The sequence below is a fragment of the Paraburkholderia bryophila genome, assembly GCF_003269035.1.
Classification (GTDB): Bacteria; Pseudomonadota; Gammaproteobacteria; order Burkholderiales; family Burkholderiaceae; genus Paraburkholderia; species Paraburkholderia bryophila.
Window position 1 is genome coordinate 219,428 of sequence record NZ_QLTK01000001.1, and the last position, 21,471, is coordinate 240,898.

Consider the following 21,471-nt stretch of genomic DNA (forward strand, 5'->3'; position numbering starts at 1 on the left):
ACCCGCTGCGCGCCGCAGCCCGAATGATCGCAGATCAGCGCGAAGTTGACGCGCGGACGATCAATTCTCCGGGCAGCAGACAGTCGCGCGCGGCGGTCTGAACGCCTTCGATGCGCTCGTGCAGGAACTCGACCGCGCGATAGCCGATCTCGTAGGTCGGCTGACGGATCGTCGTCACACCGGTCAATTCGGCCCAGTCGGGGTCGTCGATGGAGAGCAGCGCGACGCGGCCTTGCCAGTCGGCGCCGTAGCGGGCTTTCAGGTGCAGCGCGAGACATAACGCCACCGGGGCGTTGGCGGCGAATAGCGCGATGCGGCGCGGGAATTGGCCCGCAGCGGTGGCTGCGCCGCCCGGGTCGGCCCGCTTGCCGGCGCGGCCTGACTGGCCCGCGTTCGTGGCGGCGTCGATCGCGCGGTCCAGTTCGGCGAGGCTGCGTTCGACCTCGGCCGTATCCGCGAGATTCAGCACCAGCGTATGGCCACGCGCGCGGCGCTTATCGTTGTTATCGCCCTGCTCGCCTCGAGCAACTTGCCCCGCTTGCCCCGCTTGCTCACCGTGCGCGCGCATCGCCTCACGAAACGCCGCCTCGCGCAATTGCCGCGAACTGACCTGCTCGAACGGTTGAACGGCAAACCAGATTTCGTCGAAGCCACGTTCGAGCAGATGCCGCGTACCCAGCTCGGCCGCCGCGCGATTGTCCAGCCCCACCATATCGGCGACGAGGCCATCCACCAGACGATCCACCAGCACCGCCGGAATGCCGCTGCCGACCACCGGCCGCAACGTCTCGTCCCGCACCCCGAGCGCGTTGACGATCACGCCTTCCACCCGATACGTGGTCAGCAGTTGCAGATAGCGCCGCTCCATTTCGACTTCGTTGGCGGCATGGCAGATCAGCGGCATCAACCCGAGTGCATGACAGGCCGCTTCCACGCCTTGCAGCACTTCGACCGTGTAGGGATTGGTCAGGTCGGCGAGCAGCATGCCGATCAAGCGGTTGCGGCCGCGCTTGAGGCCGCGCGCCATCTGGTTCGGCTGATAGTCGAGCCGCGCGATCGCGGCCTCGATCCGGGCGCGCAACTCCGGCGACAACACGCTCATCTCGCCGTTCAGATAGCGCGAAATGCTGGTCTTGCCGGTGCCGGCTTCACGCGCGACGTCGGTGATCGTCGCGCGGCGCGGCGCGGTTTGCGGGGTCGTGCTCATCGGCGCCTCGCCAGGCCGTTCAGGCGTTGACTCACTGGCCCAGAACCTCGCGATTGACGATGTTGTTCGCGAGCGTCCCCTGCAACGCGGCGACGAGATTTTCCGCCGCGTTGCGCGCCATCGCATGACGCGTCTCATGAGTCGCCGAGCCGATATGCGGCAGCGCGACCACGTTCGCGAGCTTCAGCAGCGGCGAATCGGCGGGAAGCGGCTCGGTCTCGAACACGTCGAGCCCCGCGCCGCGAATCGTGCCGTTTTGCAGCGCTTCGATCAGCGCCGTTTCGTCGACGGTCGCGCCGCGCGAGGCGTTGATCAGGATCGCGCCCGGCTTCATCGCCTTGAGTTCGGCCGCGCCGATCAGATGCTTGGTCGCGGCCGTGAGCGGCACTTGCAGGCAGACGAAATCGGCCGTGGCCAGCAGCTCCGCCAATTCGACGCGGCGCGCGCCGTAAGCCTGTTCGGCCTGCGGATTCGCGCTGCGGTTGGTGTACAGCACCTTCATGTTGAAGCCCAGCGCCGCGCGCCGCGCGACCGCGCCGCCGATCCGCCCCAGGCCGACGATGCCGAGCGTCTTGCCCTGCACGTCCACACCGAACTGAGCCGGCCCGATGCTCTGCCGCCACTCGCCCGCTTTCACCCAGTCGGCGAGTTCGACCACCCGGCGGGCCGAGGCGAGAATCAGCGAAAACACTGTATCCGCGGTGGATTCGGTCAGCACGTCCGGCGTATGCGCGAGGACGATGCCACGCCGCGTCAGATCGGCGACGTCGAACTGGTCGAAGCCCACCGAGATGGTCGACAGCGCCTTGAGGCGCGTCGCGCCTTCGAGCATGGCCGGCGTGATCTTCACGCTCGAACCGATGCCGCCATCCGCGTCGTGCAGCGCGGCGACGAACGTGTCGTGCCGGGCCGGATCGACCTGCACGACCTCGACATGCTGCTGCAGATACGCGAGCACATCTTCGGGCAACGGCTTCCAGGCGACGATCTTCTTCATCAGCTTATTTTCCTTGCAACGGGGTAGCGAGCGGGGCCGCGCTGTTCGGCGTCTGATCCTGCGGCTGCGGCTTGACGATCAGCGTCAGGATCACGGCGGCGACCAGCGCCACGCTCATGAATGCATACGACGCCGAGGGCGAACCGGTGGCGCCGTTCAGGTAGCCGACCACATACGAGCCGACGAACGAACCGAGCGCGCCCATGCTGTTGATCAGCGCCATGGCGCCGCCCGCGACGTTCTTCGGCAGCAGCTCCGGCACGATCGCGAAGAACGGCCCGTACGGCGCGTACATCGCGCCGCCGGCAATCACCAGCAGCGCATACGAGAGCCAGAAGTGCGTGGAGCCGAGCGCGTACGACGCCGCGAACGCCACCGCACCGACCAGCAGGAACGGCCACACGAACACTTTGCGGCGGTTGAGTTTATCCGATGCCCACGAAGCTGCAAGCATCGCGATGGTCGCGGCCAGATACGGCAACGCCGACAGCCAGCCGGCTTCGACCATGCCGAGCGTCGAGCCGTTCTTCAGGATCGACGGCAGCCACAGCACGAAGCCATACACGCCGATGCTCCAGCAGAAATATTGCGCGCACAGCTTGATCACCGCGGGCGTGCGGAACGCCTCGCTGTAATTGCGCACCGGCTTGATCGCGGCCTGCTCGGCGCGCAGCGTTTGCGCGAGATCGTCCTTTTGCTGCTGGGTCAGCCACGCCACCTGCTGCGGCTTGTCCTGCACGATGAACCACCAGCACACCGCCCAGATGATCGCGGGCGCGCCCTCGGCGATGAACATGTGACGCCAGCCGAACGAGTGCACCAGATAGCCGGACACGACCGACATCCACAGCACGGTGACCGGATTGCCGAGAATCAGGAAGGTGTTGGCGCGCGAGCGTTCGCCCTTGGTGAACCAGTTGCTGATGAAGATCAGCATGGCCGGCATCACGGCGGCTTCGACCACGCCGAGCACGAAGCGGATCACCATCAGCGACGGAATATTGCTGACCATGCCGGTCAGCGCCGCGCAGCCGCCCCACAGCACGAGACTCCAGAACACGAGCTTCTTGACGCTGCGCCGTTCGGCATAGATCGCGCCGGGAATCTGGAAGAAGAAATAGCCGAGAAAGAACAGCGCGCCGATCAGCGACGACAAGCCCTTGCTGATGCCGAGATCCTGATTGATGCCGGCCGCCGACGCGAAGCCGAAGTTCGCGCGATCCAGATAAGCGAGGCTGTAGGTGATGAATACGATCGGCATGATCGTCCACCAGCGGCGAATCGCGAGCGATGAAGTCATGGGTGTCTCCTTTGACGGCTTCCCGAAACAATGATGAACGGTCATGGGGCGCGGTTCGGCGCGCTCTTGGTGTGGGTACTGGTGTTCGTGCTGGTGTTCGTGCTGGCGGTGGTGCCCGAGGCTACCGCCCCCCGTTCACAACGCGGTCGCGACCGGCGGCACGTCGGCCAGTTCGAGCGCATCCAGTTCGGCGCGGGTCGGCAAACCTTCCGAATCGCCGATTACCTGGATCGCCAGGGCGCCGATGCGGTTGCCGCGCGCCACGGCTTGCGGCAACGTGCGGCCTTCGAGCAGCGCGCTGACCACGCCGACCGCGAAGCCATCGCCCGCGCCGACCGTATCCACCACCTGCGCGACCGGCCGACCGGGAATCATGGCGGCATCGTCGGCGGTGCGGAAATACGCGCCTTGCGCGCCGAGCTTGATGATCACGCCGCGCGCGCCCTGGTCGAGGTAAAACTTCGCGATGTCGTCGGGCTTGGTGTAGCCGGTCAGAATCTCGCCCTCGCCGATGCCGGGCAGCACCCAGTCGGCCAGCGCGGCCAACGCATTCAAACCGTCGACCATTGCGGCGCGTGACGGCCACAAGGTCGGCCGCAGATTCGGATCGAACGAAATCGTCTTGCCGGCGGCACGCATTTCGCGCGCGAGATGAAACGCGAGTTCACGCGAACTCGCCGAGATCGCCGGGGCCACGCCGGTCAGGTGCAGATGACGCGCGGGCAGCACGTAATCCGCCGCATAGTCCGCCAACGACAGATGACTCGCCGCCGAGCCTTTGCGGAAGTACTCGATCGCCGGGTCGCTGCCGTCGTCGTTTTTCGACTTCAACTGGAAGCCGGTCGGATAGTGTTCGTCGGTCCTCACGCAGCGCTGGTCGATGCCCTCTTTGGTCAACGTGTCGCGCACGAACTGACCGAACGAATCGCGGCCGACGCGGCTCATCCAGCCCACCTTGAAGCCGAGCCGCGACAGGCCGATCGCCACGTTCAGATCGGCGCCCGCGACGCGTTTGGTGAACTGCCCGACCGCCGCGAGCGCGCCGGTTTCGGCGGCTACGAACATGGTCATGGCTTCGCCGTAGGTGATGACGTCGAGTGCTGCGTGGGGGGTGCTCATGCTTCGCTCCTGCGTGGTGCTTTTTCGCGGCGTCGTCGGCGTGGGGCGCGACGAGCGCCGGGTGGTTCTGGTTGCGTGTTGGGTGCTGCGTGTTTCCCTTGCTGCGTGCTGCGTGCTACGTGCCGCGCGCTTCGTGCTTCGCGTTGCGTGCTGCGTGCTTCGTGTGCTGCCTGCCGCGTGCTTCTTTGCCGCGTGCCGTTTTCTCTATCGTTCTCTCTCAGGTTCCACGCACTGCTCACGCCGCCGCCAACCAGGCGACGTAGCGCGCCGCATCCGCATCGATACGATTCTTCTCGAACGGAAACTCGATCCCGCGCGGCACATTCCGCGGCAGCGAATCGAGCACCGCGGCAAACTGCGCGTCGTCGGCGGCCGGCGCAGCCGGAAAACGTCGCGCGCCCTCGCCTGCCGTCGTCTTGCAATGGATATAGTCCACGTGCGCCGCCAGCGCGCCGGCCGCATCGAGCGGCGCGACGTCGCGCCAGGCCCAGTTGCCGATGTCGAAGGTCATGCCGAGCAAGCCCGCGTGGCCCTCGCGCGCCAGCGCGTCGAATAGCCCGACGAACTGGTCGAGCGATCCGCCCTCGGCCAGTTGACCGTTTTCGACGACCAGTCGCAGATCCGCGCAGCGCAGGTGATCGGCGATCACGGCCGCGTTGGCCTCACGAGCGAAACCGCCCAGCTGCAGCTTCACGAAGCGCGCGCCGAGCGCCAACGCTTCCTCGATCGACAGGCGCAGCGCGGCGGCGTCGAGCGTGCCGTCTGGCGCGTACAGCGAGGCCGGCGTCGAATACACGCACCACAAACCCAGCGCCGCGATCCGCTCGCCGAGCTCGCGCAGCGTGGGCAGGGCCGCGTCGGTTTCGTCGGCGAACAACTCGCGACGCACTTCGAAACCCGCCGCGCCGGCTTGCCGGCTCGCTCCCGCCCACTTCAGATGACCGTGCGCACGGACTGCATCCATCCCGAACGCGCTGGCGACGATCACTACGTCAACTCGATCAGTCATGTCGAAATTACTCAAATCCATCTGCCAATCGGCATTTGGAACCGGTTCCAAATGCGTTTCGAAAAAAAGCGCCGAGGCGCTTGCGATGCCCAAATAGTGCGCCGGAGTCGGCGTCATGCACCATAGTGGAAATCCCCAGGGGCGAGCTGGCGTGTCGACTCGTGCGCCTTATCAGCACGGCATACCTCCGCGTTGCCCGCTCAAGTCCCTTCCGCCAGACACAACGCAAGAAACTGCTCCACCACCCGCGACGGCGCACTCGCGTGCGGCACGAGGATCGACAAGCGCCGCGTGAGCGGTTCCGGGCTCAGCGAGAACAGGCGCAGCGCGCCGTTTTCATGCCGCATCGACATGGCCGACACGAACCCGATGCCCATGCCGGCCCGCACCGCCTCCTTCACGCCTTCCACACCGGCAATCTCCAGCGCCACGCGCATCGGCACGCCCGCCCGGGCGAACGCCCGCTCGACGATCTGCCGCACGCCGGAGCCGGTCTCGCGCAACACCAGCGGATAGTCGCCGAACGCCGCCAGTTCGACGCGACCGTCCCCGCCAACGTCACCACCTGCTGCGCTCGACAGCGTCAACGGATGCGAGCCCGGCATGATCGCGACGATCTCGTCCTCGCGCCACGCATGCACCGCGGTATCCGGCGGCAAATCCGCGCCGACCGGTCCTTCGATCATCGCGATGTCGACCGACCCGAGCGCGCCGACGATCTCCGTGGTGTTGCCGTCCGCGGCATGCAGCGTCACTTCAGGAAAGCGCCGATGAAACTCGGCGATCAGATACGGCAGCAGATAGCTCGCCGGCGTGGTGCTCGCGCCGATCCGCAAGGTGCCCTGCTCCAACCCGCGCAACGCGTCACGGTACGCATGCGCCTGCCGCCAAGTGTCGCGCAGCCGCGCCGCGTAGCTCGCCAACTGCTCGCCGGCCGGCGTCAGGCGCACGCCGCGGCCGTCGCGTTGGTACAGCGGCTCGCCGAACTCGTCCTGCAATTGCCGCAACTGCCCGGACACGGCCGGCTGCGACAAATGCAGCGCGACCGCCGCCCGGCTGATGTTGCGATGCTCGGCGACGGCGGCGAACGTTATAAGTTGATCGGGGGTCATGGCAACCAAAGTATCGGCACAACCTATACTTTACATCCTAAATCACGATTTTTCATATCGATATATCTAATTTAGGATAAGCCCTATCGAATCTCAGTCAGTCATAGAAAAGGGCTGCAAACCATGTCAACCGCGCACCTTACCGCTTCCAATCCCGCCGCCGAGTCATCCACTCGCGGCCAACTCAACGGCATTCTGTTCGTCGCGCTGTTCGCCGCCGCCGTCACGCGGATCGCCGCGATTCCGGCGATTGCCGGTCTCGGCCTGAGCCCGCTGATCGTCGGCATCGTGGCCGGCGCGCTGTACGGCAACGGCCTGCGCGACGGTATGCCCGCCAGCTGGTCGGCCGGCGTCAACTTCTCGGCGCGCAAACTGCTGCGCATCGCGGTCGCCTTCTTCGGACTGCGCGTGAGCCTGCAGGAAATCGCCCAGGTCGGTTTGCCGGGCCTCGCGGAATCGGTGCTGATCGTCGTCAGCACGCTCGTGATCGGCACGTGGGCCGGCATGAAGATCATGAAGCTCGACCGCGACACCGCACTGCTGACGGCAGCCGGCAGCGCGATCTGCGGCGCGGCCGCCGTGCTGGCCTTCGAATCGACGCTGCAATCCAGGCCGCACAAGAGCGCAATGGCCGTGGGCAGCGTGGTGCTGTTCGGCACGCTCTCCATGTTCCTCTACCCGGTGCTGTTCAAGGCAGGCTGGCTGCATCTGGATACGGTGGGCGCGGGCCTCTTCTTCGGCGGCACGATTCACGAAGTGGCGCAGGTGGTCGGCGCGGCCAGCAACGTGAGCCCGGAAGCCGAGCATATCGCCACCATCGTCAAGATGACCCGCGTGATGATGCTGGTGCCAGTGCTGCTGGTGGTGGGCGTATGGGTGAACCGTTCGGCCCGCCCAGCTGCGTCGCATGAAGGCGCCGTCTCGCATGCCCCGCGCAAGCTGGCGATTCCCTGGTTCGCGCTCGGCTTCCTGGCGTTCGTCGTGATCAACTCGCTGCATGTGCTGCCGGAAACCGCGACCAGCACGCTGAACATGCTCGACACCTTTGCGCTGACCATGGCCATGACGGCACTCGGCATCGAAACGCGGATTTCGCAGATTCGCCAGGCCGGGCCCCGCGCACTGACCACCGGCTTCATTCTGTACGTCTGGCTGATTGCCGGTGGACTCGGGATCACATGGGCCGTCCAGCACCTGTTCGGCTAAGCGGCTCCCGCCTTCGAACCCACCCCGCCGCGTGCGGGGTTTTGCGCATTCAGGCGCCCCATCCGGTCCGGGCGCACGGCATACTGGTTGCTGACGTCGCCAGTTCACGCAATCCGTCGTGCAACCTGCCCGTTCAAGCAACGCATGGGCAACCGGAATGAGGATCGATCGATGAGCCTGGAACTTTACTATTGGGACGGACTGCAAGGCCGCGGCGAATTCGTGCGGCTCGCGCTGGAAGAAGCCGGCGCCGACTACGTGGAAGTGGCGCGCGGCGAACCGTCGGACGGCCTCGGCACCCACGCGATGATGGCCATCATGAAAAGCCGCGACGAGCCCTACCCGCCATACGCGCCGCCGTTTCTGAAAGACGGCGATCTGGTGATCGCGCAGACCGCCAACATTCTGTTCTACCTCGGCCCGCGACTGAATCTCGCGCCGCAGGTGGAGAGCCTGCGCTACGTCGCCAACGGCCTGCAACTGACTATCGCCGACATGGTCACCGAAGCGCACGACACGCACCATCCGCTCGCCAGCGCGTTGTATTACGAAGACCAGAAAGATGCCGCCAGGGTGCGCGCGCACGACTTCATCGACAACCGCATTCCGAAGTTCATGACGTACTTCGAGCGCGTGCTGAAACAGAATCCGGCCGGCGGCACGTGGATGGTCGGCGATGCGCTCAGCTACGTCGATCTATCCATGTTCCAGTTGATCGACGGCCTGCTGTACGCGTTTCCGCGCGCGCTCAAGCGCTTCGGCGAACACTATCCGCGGCTCGCCGCGTTGCACGACGCGGTGATCGAGCGGCCGAACATCGCCGCGTATCTGCAGTCGGAGCGCCGCATCGAGCATAACGAGGCGTGCATCTTCCGGCACTATCCCGAACTCGACAAGGCGGCGGCTTGACGCGCGCCGCCCTTCATCGCCCAGCCGCCGCAACGCGCCTGCCGTCCACGGCGGGCGCGTTGCCGTTGCCGGGCCTGCCGTTCAACTTCTCACACCCTGTCCCGCCGACGTGCTTTCATTCCTGCTGAAACTGCGCACCCGCGCTCAACGCCTGTTCCGCCTGTCCGAGGCCCACACGATGCTGGTCTGGTCGGTGGTGGTCGGCGTCGCCGGCGCCTTCGCGACGATCGCCTTTCGCGAGGCCATCGCGCTGCTGCAACTGGCAGCGGTCGGCAAGTCCGGCAGCTTCGTCGAAATGGCGCGCAGCCTGCCGTGGACGGTGCGAATCTGGCTGCCCGCCGCCGGTGGTCTGATCGCGGGTTTCTTTTTGCTGATCGCGCGGCGTCATGCGGACAAGAACAGCCACGTCGACTACATGGAAGCGGTGGCGATCGGCGACGGTGTGGTGCCGGTGAAGCTGAGCTTCTGGCGCAGCGTGTCGTCGCTGTTCACGATTTCGAGCGGTGGCTCGATCGGCCGCGAAGGGCCGATGGTGCAACTGGCGGCGCTCGCCGCGTCGCTGATCGGGCGCTGGGTGCATTTCGATCCGCCGCGGCTGCGTCTGCTGGTGGCGTGCGGGGCGGCGGCCGGGATCACGTCCGCGTATAGCGCGCCGATTGCCGGCGCGTTTTTCGTCACCGAGATCGTGCTCGGTTCGATCGCGATGGAAAGCTTCGGGCCGGTGGTGGTCGCGGCCGTGGTCGCCAACATCACGATGCGCGAATTCGCCGGCTACAAGCCGCCGTACGAGATGCCGGTGTTTCCGCCGGTGGCCGGCCTCGAGGTCTTGCTGTTCGTCGCGCTCGGCGCGCTGTGCGGCGCGGCGGCGCCGCAGTTTCTGCGGCTGCTGGATGTGTCGAAGGCGAGCTTTCGCAAGCTGCCGTTGCCGCTGCCGGTGAGGCTCGCGATCGGCGGTCTGGTGGTGGGCATTCTGTCGGTCTGGTCGCCCGAGGTGTGGGGCAACGGCTATAGCGTGGTCAACTCGATTCTGCATTCGCCGTGGACCTGGACCGCGCTCGTACTGGTGCTGGTGTTCAAGCTCGTCGCGACCGCCGCCACCGCGGGTTCCGGCGCGGTCGGTGGGGTGTTTACGCCGACCCTGTTCGTCGGTGCGGTGGTCGGCTCGCTGTTCGGCCAGGGCATGCATGCGCTATGGCCGCACGGCACCTCGGCGCCGTTCGCGTACGCGATGGTCGGCATGGGCGCGTTCCTGGCCGGGGCGACCCAGGCGCCGCTGATGGCGATCCTGATGATCTTCGAAATGACGCTCAGCTATCAGGTGGTGTTGCCGCTGATGCTCTCCTGCGTGGTCGCGTATTTCGTGTCGCGCGCCATCGGCAAGACCTCCATGTACGAGATCACGCTGCACCGCAATCAGGAGGAACAGGAGCGGACGCGGCTGCGCTCCACGCAGATGCGCGAACTGATCCGGCCGGCCGAAACCGTCGTGCCGCCGAACGCCACCGTGCACGACATGACGCGGGTGTTCCTCGAGTATCCGGTGAAGTATCTCTATGTGGCCAACGAGTCCGGCGCATTTCTCGGCGTGGTCGCGCTGAAGGACATCACCTCCGATCTGCTGGAGAAGCGCGATACCGCCGCGAAGACCGCCGCGGACTACCTGCAGCCGCATTTCGACGTGCTCACGCCCGACATGCCGCTCGGCGTCGCGTTGCAGCACTTCATGGCGTTTCAGGGCGAGCGGCTGCCGGTGGTGGAAAGCGCCGCGCATCCGACGCTCGCGGGCGTGGTGTACAAGACTTCGCTGCTCGATGCTTATTTCCGGATGAATCCGACGCGTTGAGTGCGTGCTCGCGGTCACGTGAGCGCCCGCCCGCACGCCTCTCGCGCCATGCCAGGCCTCGGCGGCCAGCGCGCCATCGCGCCATGTCCGACTTATGTCGAACCTGCCTTCTGGCTGCCATCATTTGAAATTTACAATACCGTTTTGTCGCAAATGTGCGCGCGTTGCAGGATTTGCCATCTAAGATGGTAGATGCACGCGATTCGCATACGACGACGTCGCGCGTAGCTTGCGCCTTCCTTTCGACGCGGGGACGGCACAGCGCTTGCTCAACTGACAGCGCCGCATGAGCTTAGGAGGTCGGGCGATGAAAACCTCGACACTGTTGACCATGGTGACGCTGTCAGCCTCGTGTTTCGCCGCGCCGGTGCATACCGCGCGCGACGGCACCGACGCGAGCAGCCTCGCCGAACGCGCCAATGCCGCGCCGGTCGCCCCCGCGGCGCCGGACGTCGCCGCCACGGACGACACGCGTCCGCAACAATGGCAACATATTGCGCTGCCGAAATCCCGACATCTCGAACGCAGCTTCACGGGCCAGAACGAGCATCTTCAGACCTGAGGTCGGCGCGCGCGCCTGATGATCGTTAAAGTTGTTGCAGGCTTCCCTCTTCCATTTAGAACGCAGGAGCGTTGGCATGACCGCATCGGCTATTCCCGGCGAATCGATTGATCTGCAGATCGCCGACGTGCTCGGCGAAGTCCATTACCCGGCGAATAAAGATGCCCTCGTCGACGCCGCGCGCGAAGCCGGCGCCAGCAATGAAGTGCTGTCGATGCTCGACGGTCTGCCGGAACAGGATTACGCCGACGTGGCCGCGGTCACGCGGCTGATCGGCGGCAGCTTCGGCCCGGGCGTGGGCGCGTGAGTCGAGCCGGCGCCGACTGGATCTATCGCTCGCCGCTGTCGGACGCGGCGAACGGCATCGAGCGGATCGAAGCGTTCTTTCACGACGCCGCCTACGCGATGCACCGGCACGATACCTACGCCATCGGCCACACGCTGGCCGGCGTGCAAAACTTTCGCTATCGCGGCGGTTCCCGCAACAGCCTGCCCGGCGGCACGATGGTGCTGCATCCCGACGAGCCGCATGACGGCCAGGCCGGTACCGGCGACGGCTTCCGCTACCGCATGATCTATGTCGACCCGGCGCTGTTGCAGCAGGCGCTCGGCGGCAAGCCGTTGCCGTTCGTCAAGGGCGGGCTATCGGACGATCCGCGTCTTTTCAAAGCCACGGTGAACCTGCTGCGCATGATGGATGGCGCCTTCGACCCGCTCGAACAGGACGACGCGCTCTACGACCTGGCAATCGCGCTCGACGCCGTGGCCGGCGCCGCGGCCACGCGCCGTCCGGTGGATTTTCAGGCTGCGGCGCGAGCCCGTGAGTATCTGCTCGCCTCGCTCGAACACGCCGTCACGCTCGACGAACTCGCGGCGGCGGCCGGTCGTGACCGCTGGAGTTTGTCGCGGGATTTCCGCGCGCTGTTCGGCACCAGCCCGCATCGATATCTGACCATGCGGCGTCTCGACCGGGTCCGGCAACTGGTGGTTCATGGCACGTCGCTCGCCGATGCGGCGGCCGCCAGCGGCTTTTCCGATCAGAGTCATATGACGCGGCATTTCAAACGCGCATGGGGCGTGGCGCCGGCACAGTGGCTGAAGATGCTGGGCGCTCCGGCGCCGGGTGTGCGCTGAGCGAAGGTGTGGGTGTGGGCGTGAGCCTCGCCACGAGCGAAGACGCTGCCGAAGGCCCAGACGAAGACAAAGACGATGGCCCAAGCGAAAGCACCACCAGGCCGAAGACCCACCCTCACACGGGCAGACCTGGCGGCACGCCAGACTCGCGCTGCATCGCGTCACCGCCGCGCGCGCACAAACGTGCAAGACCCCGAGCCGTATCGCGCTCTATGCTCCGGCCTGATCCATCGTCCTCAGGAGGCGCCTTCCATGTCGAACCATCCAACGACCCAACCGTCCTACCAACCCATCAACTTCGCCGACAAACTGGCTCGCATCCACGATCACTGGCAGCCACGCGTGGTTGCCGAAATGAACGACTACCAGTTCAAGATCGTGCGTATCGAAGGCGATTTCATCTGGCACGCGCACGCCGATACCGACGAGACCTTCATGGTGCTCGACGGCCAGTTGCGTATCGACATGCGCGACGGTTTCGTGCTTGTTTCAGCGGGGGAAATGTTCGTGGTGCCCAAGGGAGTCGAGCACAAGCCGTACGCCGAACGCGAGGTCAGGATGCTGCTGATCGAGCCGCGCGGCGTGAAAAATACCGGCGACGAAACCAGTGAGCGCACGGCTCAAAACGACGTGTGGATATAGGCCATCGAAACCGCGGATACACCGGCCGCCGGCCGGCATATCCGGCATCCTTGTACCACTTGACGAGGAAATTTTCCTGAATACTGAACGCTCCTGTCATTAGCGGCCCAACGCTTTATCGCCCAAGGAGCGCAGTTATGAAAATCGCGACCAACCCAGCTCAGCCCTTGCAAGTTTCGCAAGATTCGTCGCCTCGAGAAGCTGAAGCCGTCTCATCTGCGAATGGCAACGCGATTGCCACTCAGCAGGCGGATCGACGGGCGATGCCGCGAGGTACGCAAGCGCGCATTTACATGCCCGATTCCGCATTCGAATCCGCGGCGAGCTCCAGAGCCGATTCGTTCTTCAATCCGCCGCAACGTGTCAACGGTCGGTCTGGCTATCCGCTTGGCCCAACCTCGCCGCCACGGTTGGGGCGGCAAGGTACGACGCAACCCGCCTCGCAGGAGGGCCACCTGACCATGGATCCACGGACAGGCAGCGCGCATTATCTGACGCAAGCGGAACATAACCCTCGGGCGTCCACATCGACAGCGGCGCAAGCCGAACATAGCCCTCGCGCGTCCACATCGGCAGCGGCGCAACCGCTAGCGGATGTCGACTACAGGAAGCCGGTTGCGTCGACTTCGCGCGAGACCCATGCAAGCGGATCAGCGCCAGGGCCGACTCCCGGCGGATCGGAACACACGGTTAATCATCCAGCCGCGCCCGTCAGACCGACGAGGAAGAGGGATCTGCCCCTTCCGCCGCCGCCAAGCGAGCGCGAGTTGCTGTTTTACTCGAAATTCAACTCTATCGATCATGCCAATCGCCAGCTCGGGCACCTGAAAATGGACAGGAATCCGGCATGGATCAATATGGGCACCAAAGAGCCTTACTTTGGAGGCAATTCGAAATCGACCATCGGCCCACTTTCAAATGAAAAAAATTCACCCTTCATGAAGCAATGGCAGGAAGTGTGGGGAACCGACGAGACCAAAGGGAAAAATCTTTCCAATATCTGGCAAACCCTGATAAAAAATCAGCAGACCAATCTGAAAAATTACATCGACGATCAAACCATGGATCTGGTTCTGTTCAACTCGAAATTTCAGGAAGCCATGTCGGACCCCACGAAATCGATGCCCCAGATTACCCCGAACACATACAGAAACGAATTGACCACCCGTCAGGACTTCAAGCGGGATGTGTATATCCTGCAGCGCGAGGCACTGAACGAAGAAAGCCCGATATTCAAACTGGACGATCGCGCGCTCAAATCCCTGAAACAGATATCTTTCAAATTGCCTTTCACGGGAGAGGGAAACTTCGCCAGTAAGATCATGCCTTACCGCAATAACGATTCGGTCATCCAATATATCGAAGGCAGGAAAGCCTATTATGAGGATGCGCTATATCGATACGGAAACGGTGACAACAGCATGCAGGGTGTGATCAGAGAAAGGTCTCGCCTTCAGGCCGATTTCGACAATGACGTTGCCGGCCATTTCCGTGATCGGCAACTCAAAGGGCAACTGGAGTTCTGGAACTGGTCGAAGGCCAATGTGGCCGGAGGGATTATCGGGTTCCATATTGTCGACTATCTGAAGAAGAAATACGGCGCCTGATTGTCGATAAAAAAGCGGCGTGCGCGGCGGGCAGGCAAAGAGGCCATTCTGCAACGCCCCTTTTTTATCAGAGCGGCGATGACGCCGAAGCCGAAGCGGCGCTTCGTGTCCGCGAAACATTGCGCACCGAACGCACCGCTTCGCTGCGCAAATCCGCCGCCGGCAGATCGTCCGCGGGATCCAGCGCGGTGACAGCGAGCGCCGACGCCGTTGCCGCTGCCGACCGATCACGCGCCGACGGCTGACCCGGCTGAAAATACTCGACCAGGTGATCGATAAAAGTCCGCACCTTCGCCGGCAAGTGCAAGCGGCTCGGATACGCAATCGTGATTTCGATCTGTGGCAAGCGGTAGTCGCCAAGCAAGGGCACGAGCCGCCCGGACGCCAGATCGCGGCCAATCAGATAACTCGGCAGAATCGCGACGCCCATGCCCAGCAGCGCGAACTGCCTGAGCATCTCGGTGTTGTTGGCGGCGATCGCATTGCTGGGCCGCACGCGCACCTCGCCGTCCGGCCCGGTGAACACGCGCTCGTCGCCGCCCTGCTCGGACGGCCGGCTCAGACACGGATGTTCGAGCAGATGCTCGGGGCGCGTCGGCGTGCCGTGCTGCGCCAGATAGGCCGGCGTCGCGCACACCGTCATATAGCCGGTGGTCAGCCGCCGCGTGACGATGCTCGCACTGCGCATGTGCCGCGTGACCATGATGCCCACGTCGTAACCCTCTTCGACCAGATCCACCTGGCGATCCGCCAGCGTGACGTCCGGCATGACGTCCGGATAGCGCGCCGCGTACGACTGCACCACGGGCGCGAGACTATGCAGCCCGAACACCACGGGCGCCACGATCCGCAAGGTGCCGACCGGTTCGTGATTGCGCGCCACCACCATCTGCTCGACGCCTTCGAGGTCGTCGAGAATGTGCCGCACGCGCTCCAGATACGTACTGCCCGACTCGGTCAGCGACAGACGGCGGGTCGTGCGATTGAGTAGCCGCGTGCCGAGCCGTGCTTCCAGATCGGCAACGTGACGCGTAACGACCGCGGTGGACAGATCCAGCGCGCCGGCCGCGCCGACGAAACTGCCGAGATCGGCCACTTTGACGAACACGCGCATGGATTGCAATTGATTCATGGAACGACTCCTGCCTCGATAAAGCCGGGCCGGCGCCGCTTCTGGCCGCCTGTGTCGACCCGGGCGACCAGGCGCGCGCGGGTTTGCCCAACGTGTCCCGATTGTATCGATCCGATCATGTCCCAACCCTGACTCGAACATGACAATCCGGTCAGGTTGACGCGGCACCGCTCGTCATTTTTTGCGAGCTCTATTGCGGATCTGGAGTAAGTAGAAACCCTTAGATGCTGGTAACATAGCGCCCGAAAGGAAATTAATCGCTATGACACATCGTTTTCAGCTTCTCGAAAAAATCGCGTTTTCGCTGGTTTGCTGGTCTGCGGCGGCCTGTTCGGCCTTTATCGCCTATGAGCGCTGCCCGGACATCAAGGTCGTTCTGCACGTCGGCGAAGAAGCCCTGCGTTACAGCGGGCAGTATTCGTTCGCCTGCTCGTCGCCGGTTGCCGACGCCTGCGCGCAATTCCCGACCAACTGATCGGTGGGCGTCGGGGGCGCCGCGCGGCTTCGTAGCGCGCCCCTACTGCATTGCCTGGCGCGCTTTCCTCGCGCGCCCTCCTGACTCGCCGCCTTGCCGCGCGCGGTCAATCACGCGTCGCGGCCGAACACGACGCGCGCGAAAAATCCCGCCAGCACCTTCTCCGCCAGTTCCGTCGGCACGTTCTGCGGATCGATCGTGTAGAAGAACTGCACGCCGTCGCACAAGCCCATCAAACCGATCGCCAGCGTTTCCGGTGTCATCAGCATCGGCGTGCCGACGCGCTCGGAAAACTCGCGAATATACGCGCCCAGTTGTTCCAGCTTCTCGTGCATGAATGCGTTGAAGCGGATCCGGAAACGGCCGTCGCGCACCGCCAGCAGCTTCGCCTCCGCCCACAGCAGGAAACACTTGTTCTCGCGATGCAGCGTGCTGTAATAGTGCAGCACGCGCGCCTCCATTTCCTCGCGCGATGCCGCGCTCACGAAGATCGCCTGCAGGCCGGCCTGCATGGTTTCGTGATCGCGCCTCAGTAGTTCGAGAAACAGCTCGTTCTTGCCGCGAAAGTTCGAATAGAACGCACCGCGTGTATAGCCCGCCGCCGCCGCGATGTCTTCGACGCTCGCCGCGACAAAACCTTTCTTCATAAAAATCGCTTGCGCGGCATCGAGCAGACGCAGGCGCGTCTGGTCTTTGCTCTGCTCGCGAGTAAGTCGTTGCCTTTTCATGGGCGGAAGTCTAGCACCGAAAAGAATTTCAATTCACCATCACATTCAGATACACCTCTGTATTAGAATGCACTCGTTCATTCCAAGTCAACTGCGTATGCCGATTGCATGAGCCGGCATTCGCTTCGTCGCTGGCGGGCCGTTGCGGCTTGCCGTGTTCGTACGCTGTCTCCTGTTGGAGTAATTGTGAAGCGTCCCGGTCCTCCCGCATCGTCAGCGATGCGCCAGCAGTCTCATCGGCATGGCCGGCGCGCGCGGCGCGCCGCCATCGCGCTCGCGCTTGCCGGCGTCGTCACGCTGACGGCGTGTTCGAAGAAAGAAGTGGCGGCGAACACGCCGCGTCCGGTGGTTGCCGTGGCAGTGCATGCCGACGGCAATGCCCAAGCGGCGGCGTCGCTGCCCGGCGAAGTCCAGGCGCGCTATTCCACACCGCTGTCGTTCCGGGTGAGCGGCAAGATCGTCGAGCGGCTCGTGCGCCTCGGCGACGTCGTGAAAAACGGCCAGATCGTCGCCCGCCTCGACCCGGCCGATCAGCAGAAAAATGCGGCCAGCGCGCAGGCCCAACTCGCCGCCGCCGAGCACAGTCTGGTCTACGCGAAGCAGCAGCTCGATCGCGACCAGGCGCAGGCGAAAGAAAACCTGATCGCCCCCGCTCAACTCGAACAGACCACCAACGCTTACGCCTCGGCGGCCGCGCAGCGCGATCAGGCCGCGCAGCAGGCCGCGTTGTCGAGAGACCAGTTGCAGTACACCACGCTCAGCGCGGATCACGCCGGCGTGATCACCGCCGAGCAGGCCGACACCGGTCAGAACGTGTCCGCCGGGCAAGCCGTCTACAACCTCGCGTGGAGCGGCGACGTCGACGTGGTCTGCGACGTGCCGGAAAGCGCCCTGGCCGCGCTGTCGGTCGGACAAACCGCGAGCGTCACGCTGGCCGCGCTGCCGGGCCGCAAGTTCAGCGCCCGCGTGCGCGAGCTGTCACCCGCCGCCGACCCGCAAAGCCGCACCTATCGCGCCAAACTCACGCTCGACAATCCCGGCCCGGACGTGCGCCTCGGCATGACTGCGGATATCGCGCTCGCCGCGCCGGCCCACGGCAACGCGAATCAGAACGGCGGCGCCTTCACCGTCGCCGCTACAGCGCTCTTCCATGACGGCACGCAGCCGGCCGTGTGGGTCGTGCGCGCTGCGGACAACGCGCTGGAACTGCGCCGCGTCACGGTCACGCGTTACAACGAACGTACCATCGTGATCGGTCAGGGACTCAAGGACGGCGAGCGTGTCGTGCTGCAAGGCGTCCACACCGTAAGCGCCGGCGAAAAAGTCCGGCCGGTCGCGCCGCTGCATCCCGAGGACTTCGCTTCATGAGCACCGCGCATGAAGAGGGACGCTTCAACCTGTCCGCATGGGCACTGCGCCATCAGGCGCTAGTCGTTTTCCTGATCGCGCTCGCCACCGCGTTCGGCATCCTCGCTTATACGAAACTCGCCCAATCCGAAGACCCGCCCTTCACGTTCCGCGTGATGGTGATCCGCACCTTCTGGCCCGGCGCCACGGCGCGCCAGGTGCAGGAGCAGGTCACGGACCGCATCGGCCGTAAATTGCAGGAAACGCCGGCCATCGACTTCGTGCGCAGCTATTCGCGCCCCGGCGAGTCGCTGATGTTCTTCTCGATGAAAGACTCGGCGCCGGTCAAGGACGTGCCCGAAACCTGGTACCAGGTGCGCAAGAAAGTCGGCGATATCGCGGCCACGCTGCCGCCGGGCATTCAGGGCCCGTTCTTCAACGACGAGTTCGGCGACGTCTACACCAACATCTACACGCTCGAAGGCGACGGTTTTTCCGCCGCGCAACTGCACGACTACGCGGACCAGTTGCGTACGGTGCTGCTGCGCGTGCCGGGCGTCGGCAAGGTCGATTATTTCGGCGATCCGGATCAGCACATTTACATCGAGATCGCCAACACGCAGCTCACGCGTTTGGGCATCTCGCCGCAGCAACTCGGCCAGGCGATCAATTCGCAGAACAGCGTCTCGGCGGCCGGCACGCTCACCACCACCGACGACCGCGTGTTCGTGCGCCCCACCGGCCAGTTCAAGGACGTCAACGCGCTCGCCGACACGCTGATCCGCATCAACAACCGTTCGTTCCGTCTCGGCGACATCGCCACGATCAAACGCGGCTACGACGATCCGGTCGTCACGCAGATGCGCGCCGGCGGCAAGGCCGTGCTCGGCATCGGCGTGACGATGCAGCCGGGCGGCGACGTGATCCAGCTCGGCAAGGCTCTCGACACACAGATGGTCCAGTTGCGCCAGGCGCTGCCCGCCGGCCTGCAGCTGGTCGAAGTGTCGAGCATGCCGCACGCCGTCGCGCAATCGGTCGACGACTTCCTCGAAGCCGTGGCCGAAGCGATCGCGATCGTGCTGGTGGTGAGTCTGCTGTCGCTCGGCGTGCGCACCGGCATGGTGGTGGTGATCTCGATTCCGGTCGTGCTCGCCGTCACCGCGCTGTGCATGTATCTCTTCGATATCGGCCTGCACAAGGTGTCGCTCGGCACGCTGGTGCTCGCGCTCGGGCTGCTGGTCGACGACGCGATCATCGCCGTCGAAATGATGTCGGTGAAACTGGAGCAAGGCTGGAACCGCACGCGCTCGGCCGCGTATGCGTACACCAGTACCGCGTTTCCGATGCTGACCGGCACGCTCGTGACCGTGTCCGGTTTCCTGCCGATCGCGCTCGCCAAATCGAGCACCGGCGAATACACGCGGTCTATTTTCGAAGTGTCGGCGATCGCGTTGATCGCGTCGTGGCTCGCGGCGGTCGTGCTGATTCCGCTGCTCGGCTACCACATGCTGCCCGAGCGCAAACGCCAGGCGCATGAGGCGGACGACCACGAACACGACATCTACGACACGCGCTTCTACAAGCGGTTGCGCGGCTGGATCAGCTGGTGCATCGAGCGTCGTTTCATCGTGCTGGCGATCACCGTGGTGCTGTTCGTGGTGGCGATGGCGAGCTTCACGCTGGTGCCGCAACAGTTCTTCCCGAGTTCCGACCGTCCCGAGTTGCTGGTCGACGTGCGGCTGCCCGAAGGCGCGTCCTTCCAGGCGACGCTGCGCGAAGCTCAACGGCTCGAAAAAGTGCTGGTGGGCCGGCCGGAAATCGATCATACGGTGGACTTCGTCGGCAGCGGCGCGCCGCGCTTCTATCTGCCGCTCGACCAGCAATTGCAGACGCCGAATTTCGCGCAGTTCGTGATCACCGCGAAGTCCGTTAAAGATCGCGAGAAGCTCGCGCAGTGGCTCGAACCCGAATTGCGCGATAACTTCCCGGCGATTCGCACGCGGCTGTCGCGTCTCGAGAACGGGCCGCCGGTCGGCTATCCGGTGCAGTTCCGCGTAAGCGGCGACGACATCGCCACCGTGCGGTCGATCGCCGAGCGCGTCGCGGCCACGCTGCGCGCCGACAGGGGCACGCGCAACGTTCAGTTCGACTGGGACGAACCGGCCGAACGCTCGGTGCGCTTCGAAGTCGACCAGAAGAAAGCGCGCGAACTCGGCGTGAGTTCCGACGACATCTCCAGCTTCCTCGCGATGACCTTGTCCGGCTACACCGTCACGCAGTATCGCGAACGCGACAAGCTGATCAGCGTCGATCTGCGCGCGCCGAAGTCCGAACGCGTCGATCCCGCGCAGCTCGTCACGCTCGCCATGCCGACGCCGAACGGCGCGGTGCCGCTCGGCACGCTCGGCCATCTACGCAACGATCTCGAATACGGCGTGATCTGGGAACGCGACCGCCAGCCGACCATCACCGTGCAATCCGACGTGGCGCCGGGCGCGCAAGGCATCGACGTCACACATACGGTCGACCGGGCCTTGAGCCCGATCCGCGCGACGCTGCCAGTGGGTTACCGGATCGAGATCGGCGGCTCGGTCGAGGAAAGCGGCAAGGGCCAGACCTCGATCAACGCGCAAATGCCGATCATGATCATTGCCGTGCTGGTGTTGTTGATGATCCAGCTGCAGAGCTTCGCGCGCGTCCTGATGGTGGTGCTGACCGCGCCGCTCGGGCTGATCGGCGTGGTCTTCACGCTGCTGCTGTTCGGCCAGCCGTTCGGCTTCGTCGCCATGCTGGGCGTGATCGCGATGTTCGGCATCATCATGCGCAACTCGGTGATTCTGGTCGATCAGATCGAGCAGGACATCACGGCGGGACATAAGCGTTTCGACGCGATCGTCGGCGCGACCGTGCGGCGCTTCCGGCCGATCACGCTGACCGCCGCGGCGGCCGTGCTCGCGCTGATTCCGCTGCTGCGCTCGAACTTTTTCGGTCCGATGGCGACCGCGCTGATGGGCGGCATTACGAGCGCGACCATCCTCACGCTGTTCTATCTGCCCGCGCTGTACGCCGCCTCGTTCCGGGTGCGCGGCGATGAACGCGAGCCACCGGCACCGTCCGGCACCGCGCATTCGGGAAATTGAGC

Annotated in this window: 19 protein-coding genes; 11 read left to right on the forward strand and 8 right to left on the reverse strand. The window is 64.6% G+C overall.

Annotated features, from left to right (window positions below; translation table 11 throughout):
- Positions 1 to 34 precede the first annotated feature (34 nt).
- From BX591_RS01025 to BX591_RS01055, 6 genes are all read right to left on the reverse strand, one after another.
- Positions 35 to 1,207: a LacI family DNA-binding transcriptional regulator gene (locus BX591_RS01025; RefSeq protein ID WP_111928900.1), complete on the reverse strand. Its 1,173-nt coding sequence runs from the start codon at positions 1,205 to 1,207 to the stop codon at positions 35 to 37.
- Positions 1,208 to 1,238: 31 nt separating this feature from the next.
- Entirely contained in the window at positions 1,239 to 2,204 is a 966-nt protein-coding gene (locus BX591_RS01030) for a 2-hydroxyacid dehydrogenase (RefSeq protein ID WP_111928901.1), read from the reverse strand.
- A 4-nt stretch (positions 2,205 to 2,208) separates the two neighbouring features.
- A complete protein-coding gene (locus BX591_RS01035; protein WP_111928902.1) occupies positions 2,209 to 3,504 on the reverse strand; it encodes an MFS transporter in 1,296 nt (431 codons plus the stop codon).
- Between the two features lie 135 nt (positions 3,505 to 3,639).
- Positions 3,640 to 4,623, reverse strand: coding sequence for a sugar kinase (locus BX591_RS01040; RefSeq protein WP_111928903.1), 984 nt, complete (start codon positions 4,621 to 4,623; stop codon positions 3,640 to 3,642).
- A gap of 235 nt (positions 4,624 to 4,858) precedes the next feature.
- Positions 4,859 to 5,632 carry a sugar phosphate isomerase/epimerase family protein gene (locus tag BX591_RS01050; protein WP_111929337.1) on the reverse strand — a complete coding sequence of 258 codons (774 nt, stop codon included), beginning with the start codon at positions 5,630 to 5,632 and terminating at the stop codon, positions 4,859 to 4,861.
- Between the two features lie 200 nt (positions 5,633 to 5,832).
- The gene (locus tag BX591_RS01055; protein WP_111928904.1) at positions 5,833 to 6,744 is read right to left on the reverse strand and encodes a LysR family transcriptional regulator; all 912 of its coding nucleotides are present in this window, start codon (positions 6,742 to 6,744) and stop codon (positions 5,833 to 5,835) included.
- Between the two features lie 123 nt (positions 6,745 to 6,867).
- Here BX591_RS01055 and BX591_RS01060 point away from each other — a divergent pair, with 123 nt between their 5' ends.
- The 8 genes from BX591_RS01060 to BX591_RS35955 all read left to right on the forward strand — a co-directional run bounded on the left by BX591_RS01060 (position 6,868) and on the right by BX591_RS35955 (position 14,647).
- Entirely contained in the window at positions 6,868 to 7,950 is a 1,083-nt protein-coding gene (locus BX591_RS01060) for a YeiH family protein (RefSeq protein WP_111928905.1), read from the forward strand.
- Positions 7,951 to 8,121: 171 nt separating this feature from the next.
- Positions 8,122 to 8,859: a glutathione S-transferase gene (locus BX591_RS01065; RefSeq protein WP_111928906.1), complete on the forward strand. Its 738-nt coding sequence runs from the start codon at positions 8,122 to 8,124 to the stop codon at positions 8,857 to 8,859.
- Between the two features lie 109 nt (positions 8,860 to 8,968).
- Positions 8,969 to 10,702 (forward strand): ClcB-like voltage-gated chloride channel protein, encoded by a 1,734-nt coding sequence (locus BX591_RS01070; RefSeq protein WP_111928907.1) that lies wholly within the window; start codon positions 8,969 to 8,971, stop codon positions 10,700 to 10,702.
- 307 nt (positions 10,703 to 11,009) lie between these two features.
- Positions 11,010 to 11,264, forward strand: coding sequence for a hypothetical protein (locus tag BX591_RS01075; protein WP_111928908.1), 255 nt, complete (start codon positions 11,010 to 11,012; stop codon positions 11,262 to 11,264).
- A 76-nt stretch (positions 11,265 to 11,340) separates the two neighbouring features.
- Positions 11,341 to 11,571 carry a DUF2795 domain-containing protein gene (locus BX591_RS01080; RefSeq protein WP_111928909.1) on the forward strand — a complete coding sequence of 77 codons (231 nt, stop codon included), beginning with the start codon at positions 11,341 to 11,343 and terminating at the stop codon, positions 11,569 to 11,571.
- Positions 11,568 to 12,398: an AraC family transcriptional regulator gene (locus tag BX591_RS01085; RefSeq protein ID WP_111928910.1), complete on the forward strand. Its 831-nt coding sequence runs from the start codon at positions 11,568 to 11,570 to the stop codon at positions 12,396 to 12,398. The genes BX591_RS01080 and BX591_RS01085 overlap by 4 nt, the downstream gene beginning before the upstream one ends.
- 252 nt (positions 12,399 to 12,650) lie before the next feature.
- Entirely contained in the window at positions 12,651 to 13,040 is a 390-nt protein-coding gene (locus BX591_RS01090; RefSeq protein ID WP_111928911.1) for a cupin domain-containing protein, read from the forward strand.
- Between the two features lie 137 nt (positions 13,041 to 13,177).
- Positions 13,178 to 14,647, forward strand: a complete 1,470-nt coding sequence (locus tag BX591_RS35955; RefSeq protein WP_146749711.1) for a hypothetical protein — start codon at positions 13,178 to 13,180, stop codon at positions 14,645 to 14,647.
- A gap of 67 nt (positions 14,648 to 14,714) precedes the next feature.
- Here BX591_RS35955 and BX591_RS01100 read toward each other — a convergent pair whose 3' ends face one another.
- A complete protein-coding gene (locus tag BX591_RS01100; RefSeq protein ID WP_111928913.1) occupies positions 14,715 to 15,779 on the reverse strand; it encodes a LysR family transcriptional regulator in 1,065 nt (354 codons plus the stop codon).
- Positions 15,780 to 16,041: 262 nt separating this feature from the next.
- Between BX591_RS01100 and BX591_RS01105 the strand changes: the two genes are divergently transcribed.
- Entirely contained in the window at positions 16,042 to 16,254 is a 213-nt protein-coding gene (locus tag BX591_RS01105) for a hypothetical protein (protein ID WP_105510698.1), read from the forward strand.
- Between the two features lie 110 nt (positions 16,255 to 16,364).
- Here the strand turns inward: BX591_RS01105 and BX591_RS01110 are convergent, their stop codons facing one another.
- Positions 16,365 to 16,982, reverse strand: a complete 618-nt coding sequence (locus BX591_RS01110) for a TetR/AcrR family transcriptional regulator (RefSeq protein ID WP_111928914.1) — start codon at positions 16,980 to 16,982, stop codon at positions 16,365 to 16,367.
- A gap of 219 nt (positions 16,983 to 17,201) precedes the next feature.
- Between BX591_RS01110 and BX591_RS01115 the strand changes: the two genes are divergently transcribed.
- Both BX591_RS01115 and BX591_RS01120 read left to right on the forward strand, forming a co-directional pair.
- Positions 17,202 to 18,350: an efflux RND transporter periplasmic adaptor subunit gene (locus BX591_RS01115; RefSeq protein WP_111928915.1), complete on the forward strand. Its 1,149-nt coding sequence runs from the start codon at positions 17,202 to 17,204 to the stop codon at positions 18,348 to 18,350.
- On the forward strand, positions 18,347 to 21,469 hold the full coding sequence (locus tag BX591_RS01120) for an efflux RND transporter permease subunit (protein ID WP_111928916.1): 3,123 nt from the start codon (positions 18,347 to 18,349) through the stop codon (positions 21,467 to 21,469). Before BX591_RS01115 ends, BX591_RS01120 begins: the two co-directional genes overlap by 4 nt.
- Positions 21,470 to 21,471 lie beyond the last annotated feature (2 nt).

Coding starts and splice junctions, on each gene's coding strand:
- BX591_RS01120 (WP_111928916.1), top strand. CDS start 18,347: ATGAGCACCGCGCATGAAGAGGGACGCTTCAACCTGTCCGCATGGGCA.
- BX591_RS01115 (WP_111928915.1), top strand. CDS start 17,202: ATGCGCCAGCAGTCTCATCGGCATGGCCGGCGCGCGCGGCGCGCCGCC.
- BX591_RS01040 (WP_111928903.1), bottom strand. CDS start 4,623: ATGAGCACCCCCCACGCAGCACTCGACGTCATCACCTACGGCGAAGCC.
- BX591_RS35955 (WP_146749711.1), top strand. CDS start 13,178: ATGAAAATCGCGACCAACCCAGCTCAGCCCTTGCAAGTTTCGCAAGAT.
- BX591_RS01105 (WP_105510698.1), top strand. CDS start 16,042: ATGACACATCGTTTTCAGCTTCTCGAAAAAATCGCGTTTTCGCTGGTT.
- BX591_RS01050 (WP_111929337.1), bottom strand. CDS start 5,632: ATGACTGATCGAGTTGACGTAGTGATCGTCGCCAGCGCGTTCGGGATG.
- BX591_RS01090 (WP_111928911.1), top strand. CDS start 12,651: ATGTCGAACCATCCAACGACCCAACCGTCCTACCAACCCATCAACTTC.
- BX591_RS01035 (WP_111928902.1), bottom strand. CDS start 3,504: ATGACTTCATCGCTCGCGATTCGCCGCTGGTGGACGATCATGCCGATC.
- BX591_RS01080 (WP_111928909.1), top strand. CDS start 11,341: ATGACCGCATCGGCTATTCCCGGCGAATCGATTGATCTGCAGATCGCC.
- BX591_RS01065 (WP_111928906.1), top strand. CDS start 8,122: ATGAGCCTGGAACTTTACTATTGGGACGGACTGCAAGGCCGCGGCGAA.
- BX591_RS01100 (WP_111928913.1), bottom strand. CDS start 15,779: ATGAATCAATTGCAATCCATGCGCGTGTTCGTCAAAGTGGCCGATCTC.
- BX591_RS01055 (WP_111928904.1), bottom strand. CDS start 6,744: ATGACCCCCGATCAACTTATAACGTTCGCCGCCGTCGCCGAGCATCGC.
- BX591_RS01030 (WP_111928901.1), bottom strand. CDS start 2,204: ATGAAGAAGATCGTCGCCTGGAAGCCGTTGCCCGAAGATGTGCTCGCG.
- BX591_RS01025 (WP_111928900.1), bottom strand. CDS start 1,207: ATGAGCACGACCCCGCAAACCGCGCCGCGCCGCGCGACGATCACCGAC.
- BX591_RS01110 (WP_111928914.1), bottom strand. CDS start 16,982: ATGAAAAGGCAACGACTTACTCGCGAGCAGAGCAAAGACCAGACGCGC.
- BX591_RS01060 (WP_111928905.1), top strand. CDS start 6,868: ATGTCAACCGCGCACCTTACCGCTTCCAATCCCGCCGCCGAGTCATCC.
- BX591_RS01075 (WP_111928908.1), top strand. CDS start 11,010: ATGAAAACCTCGACACTGTTGACCATGGTGACGCTGTCAGCCTCGTGT.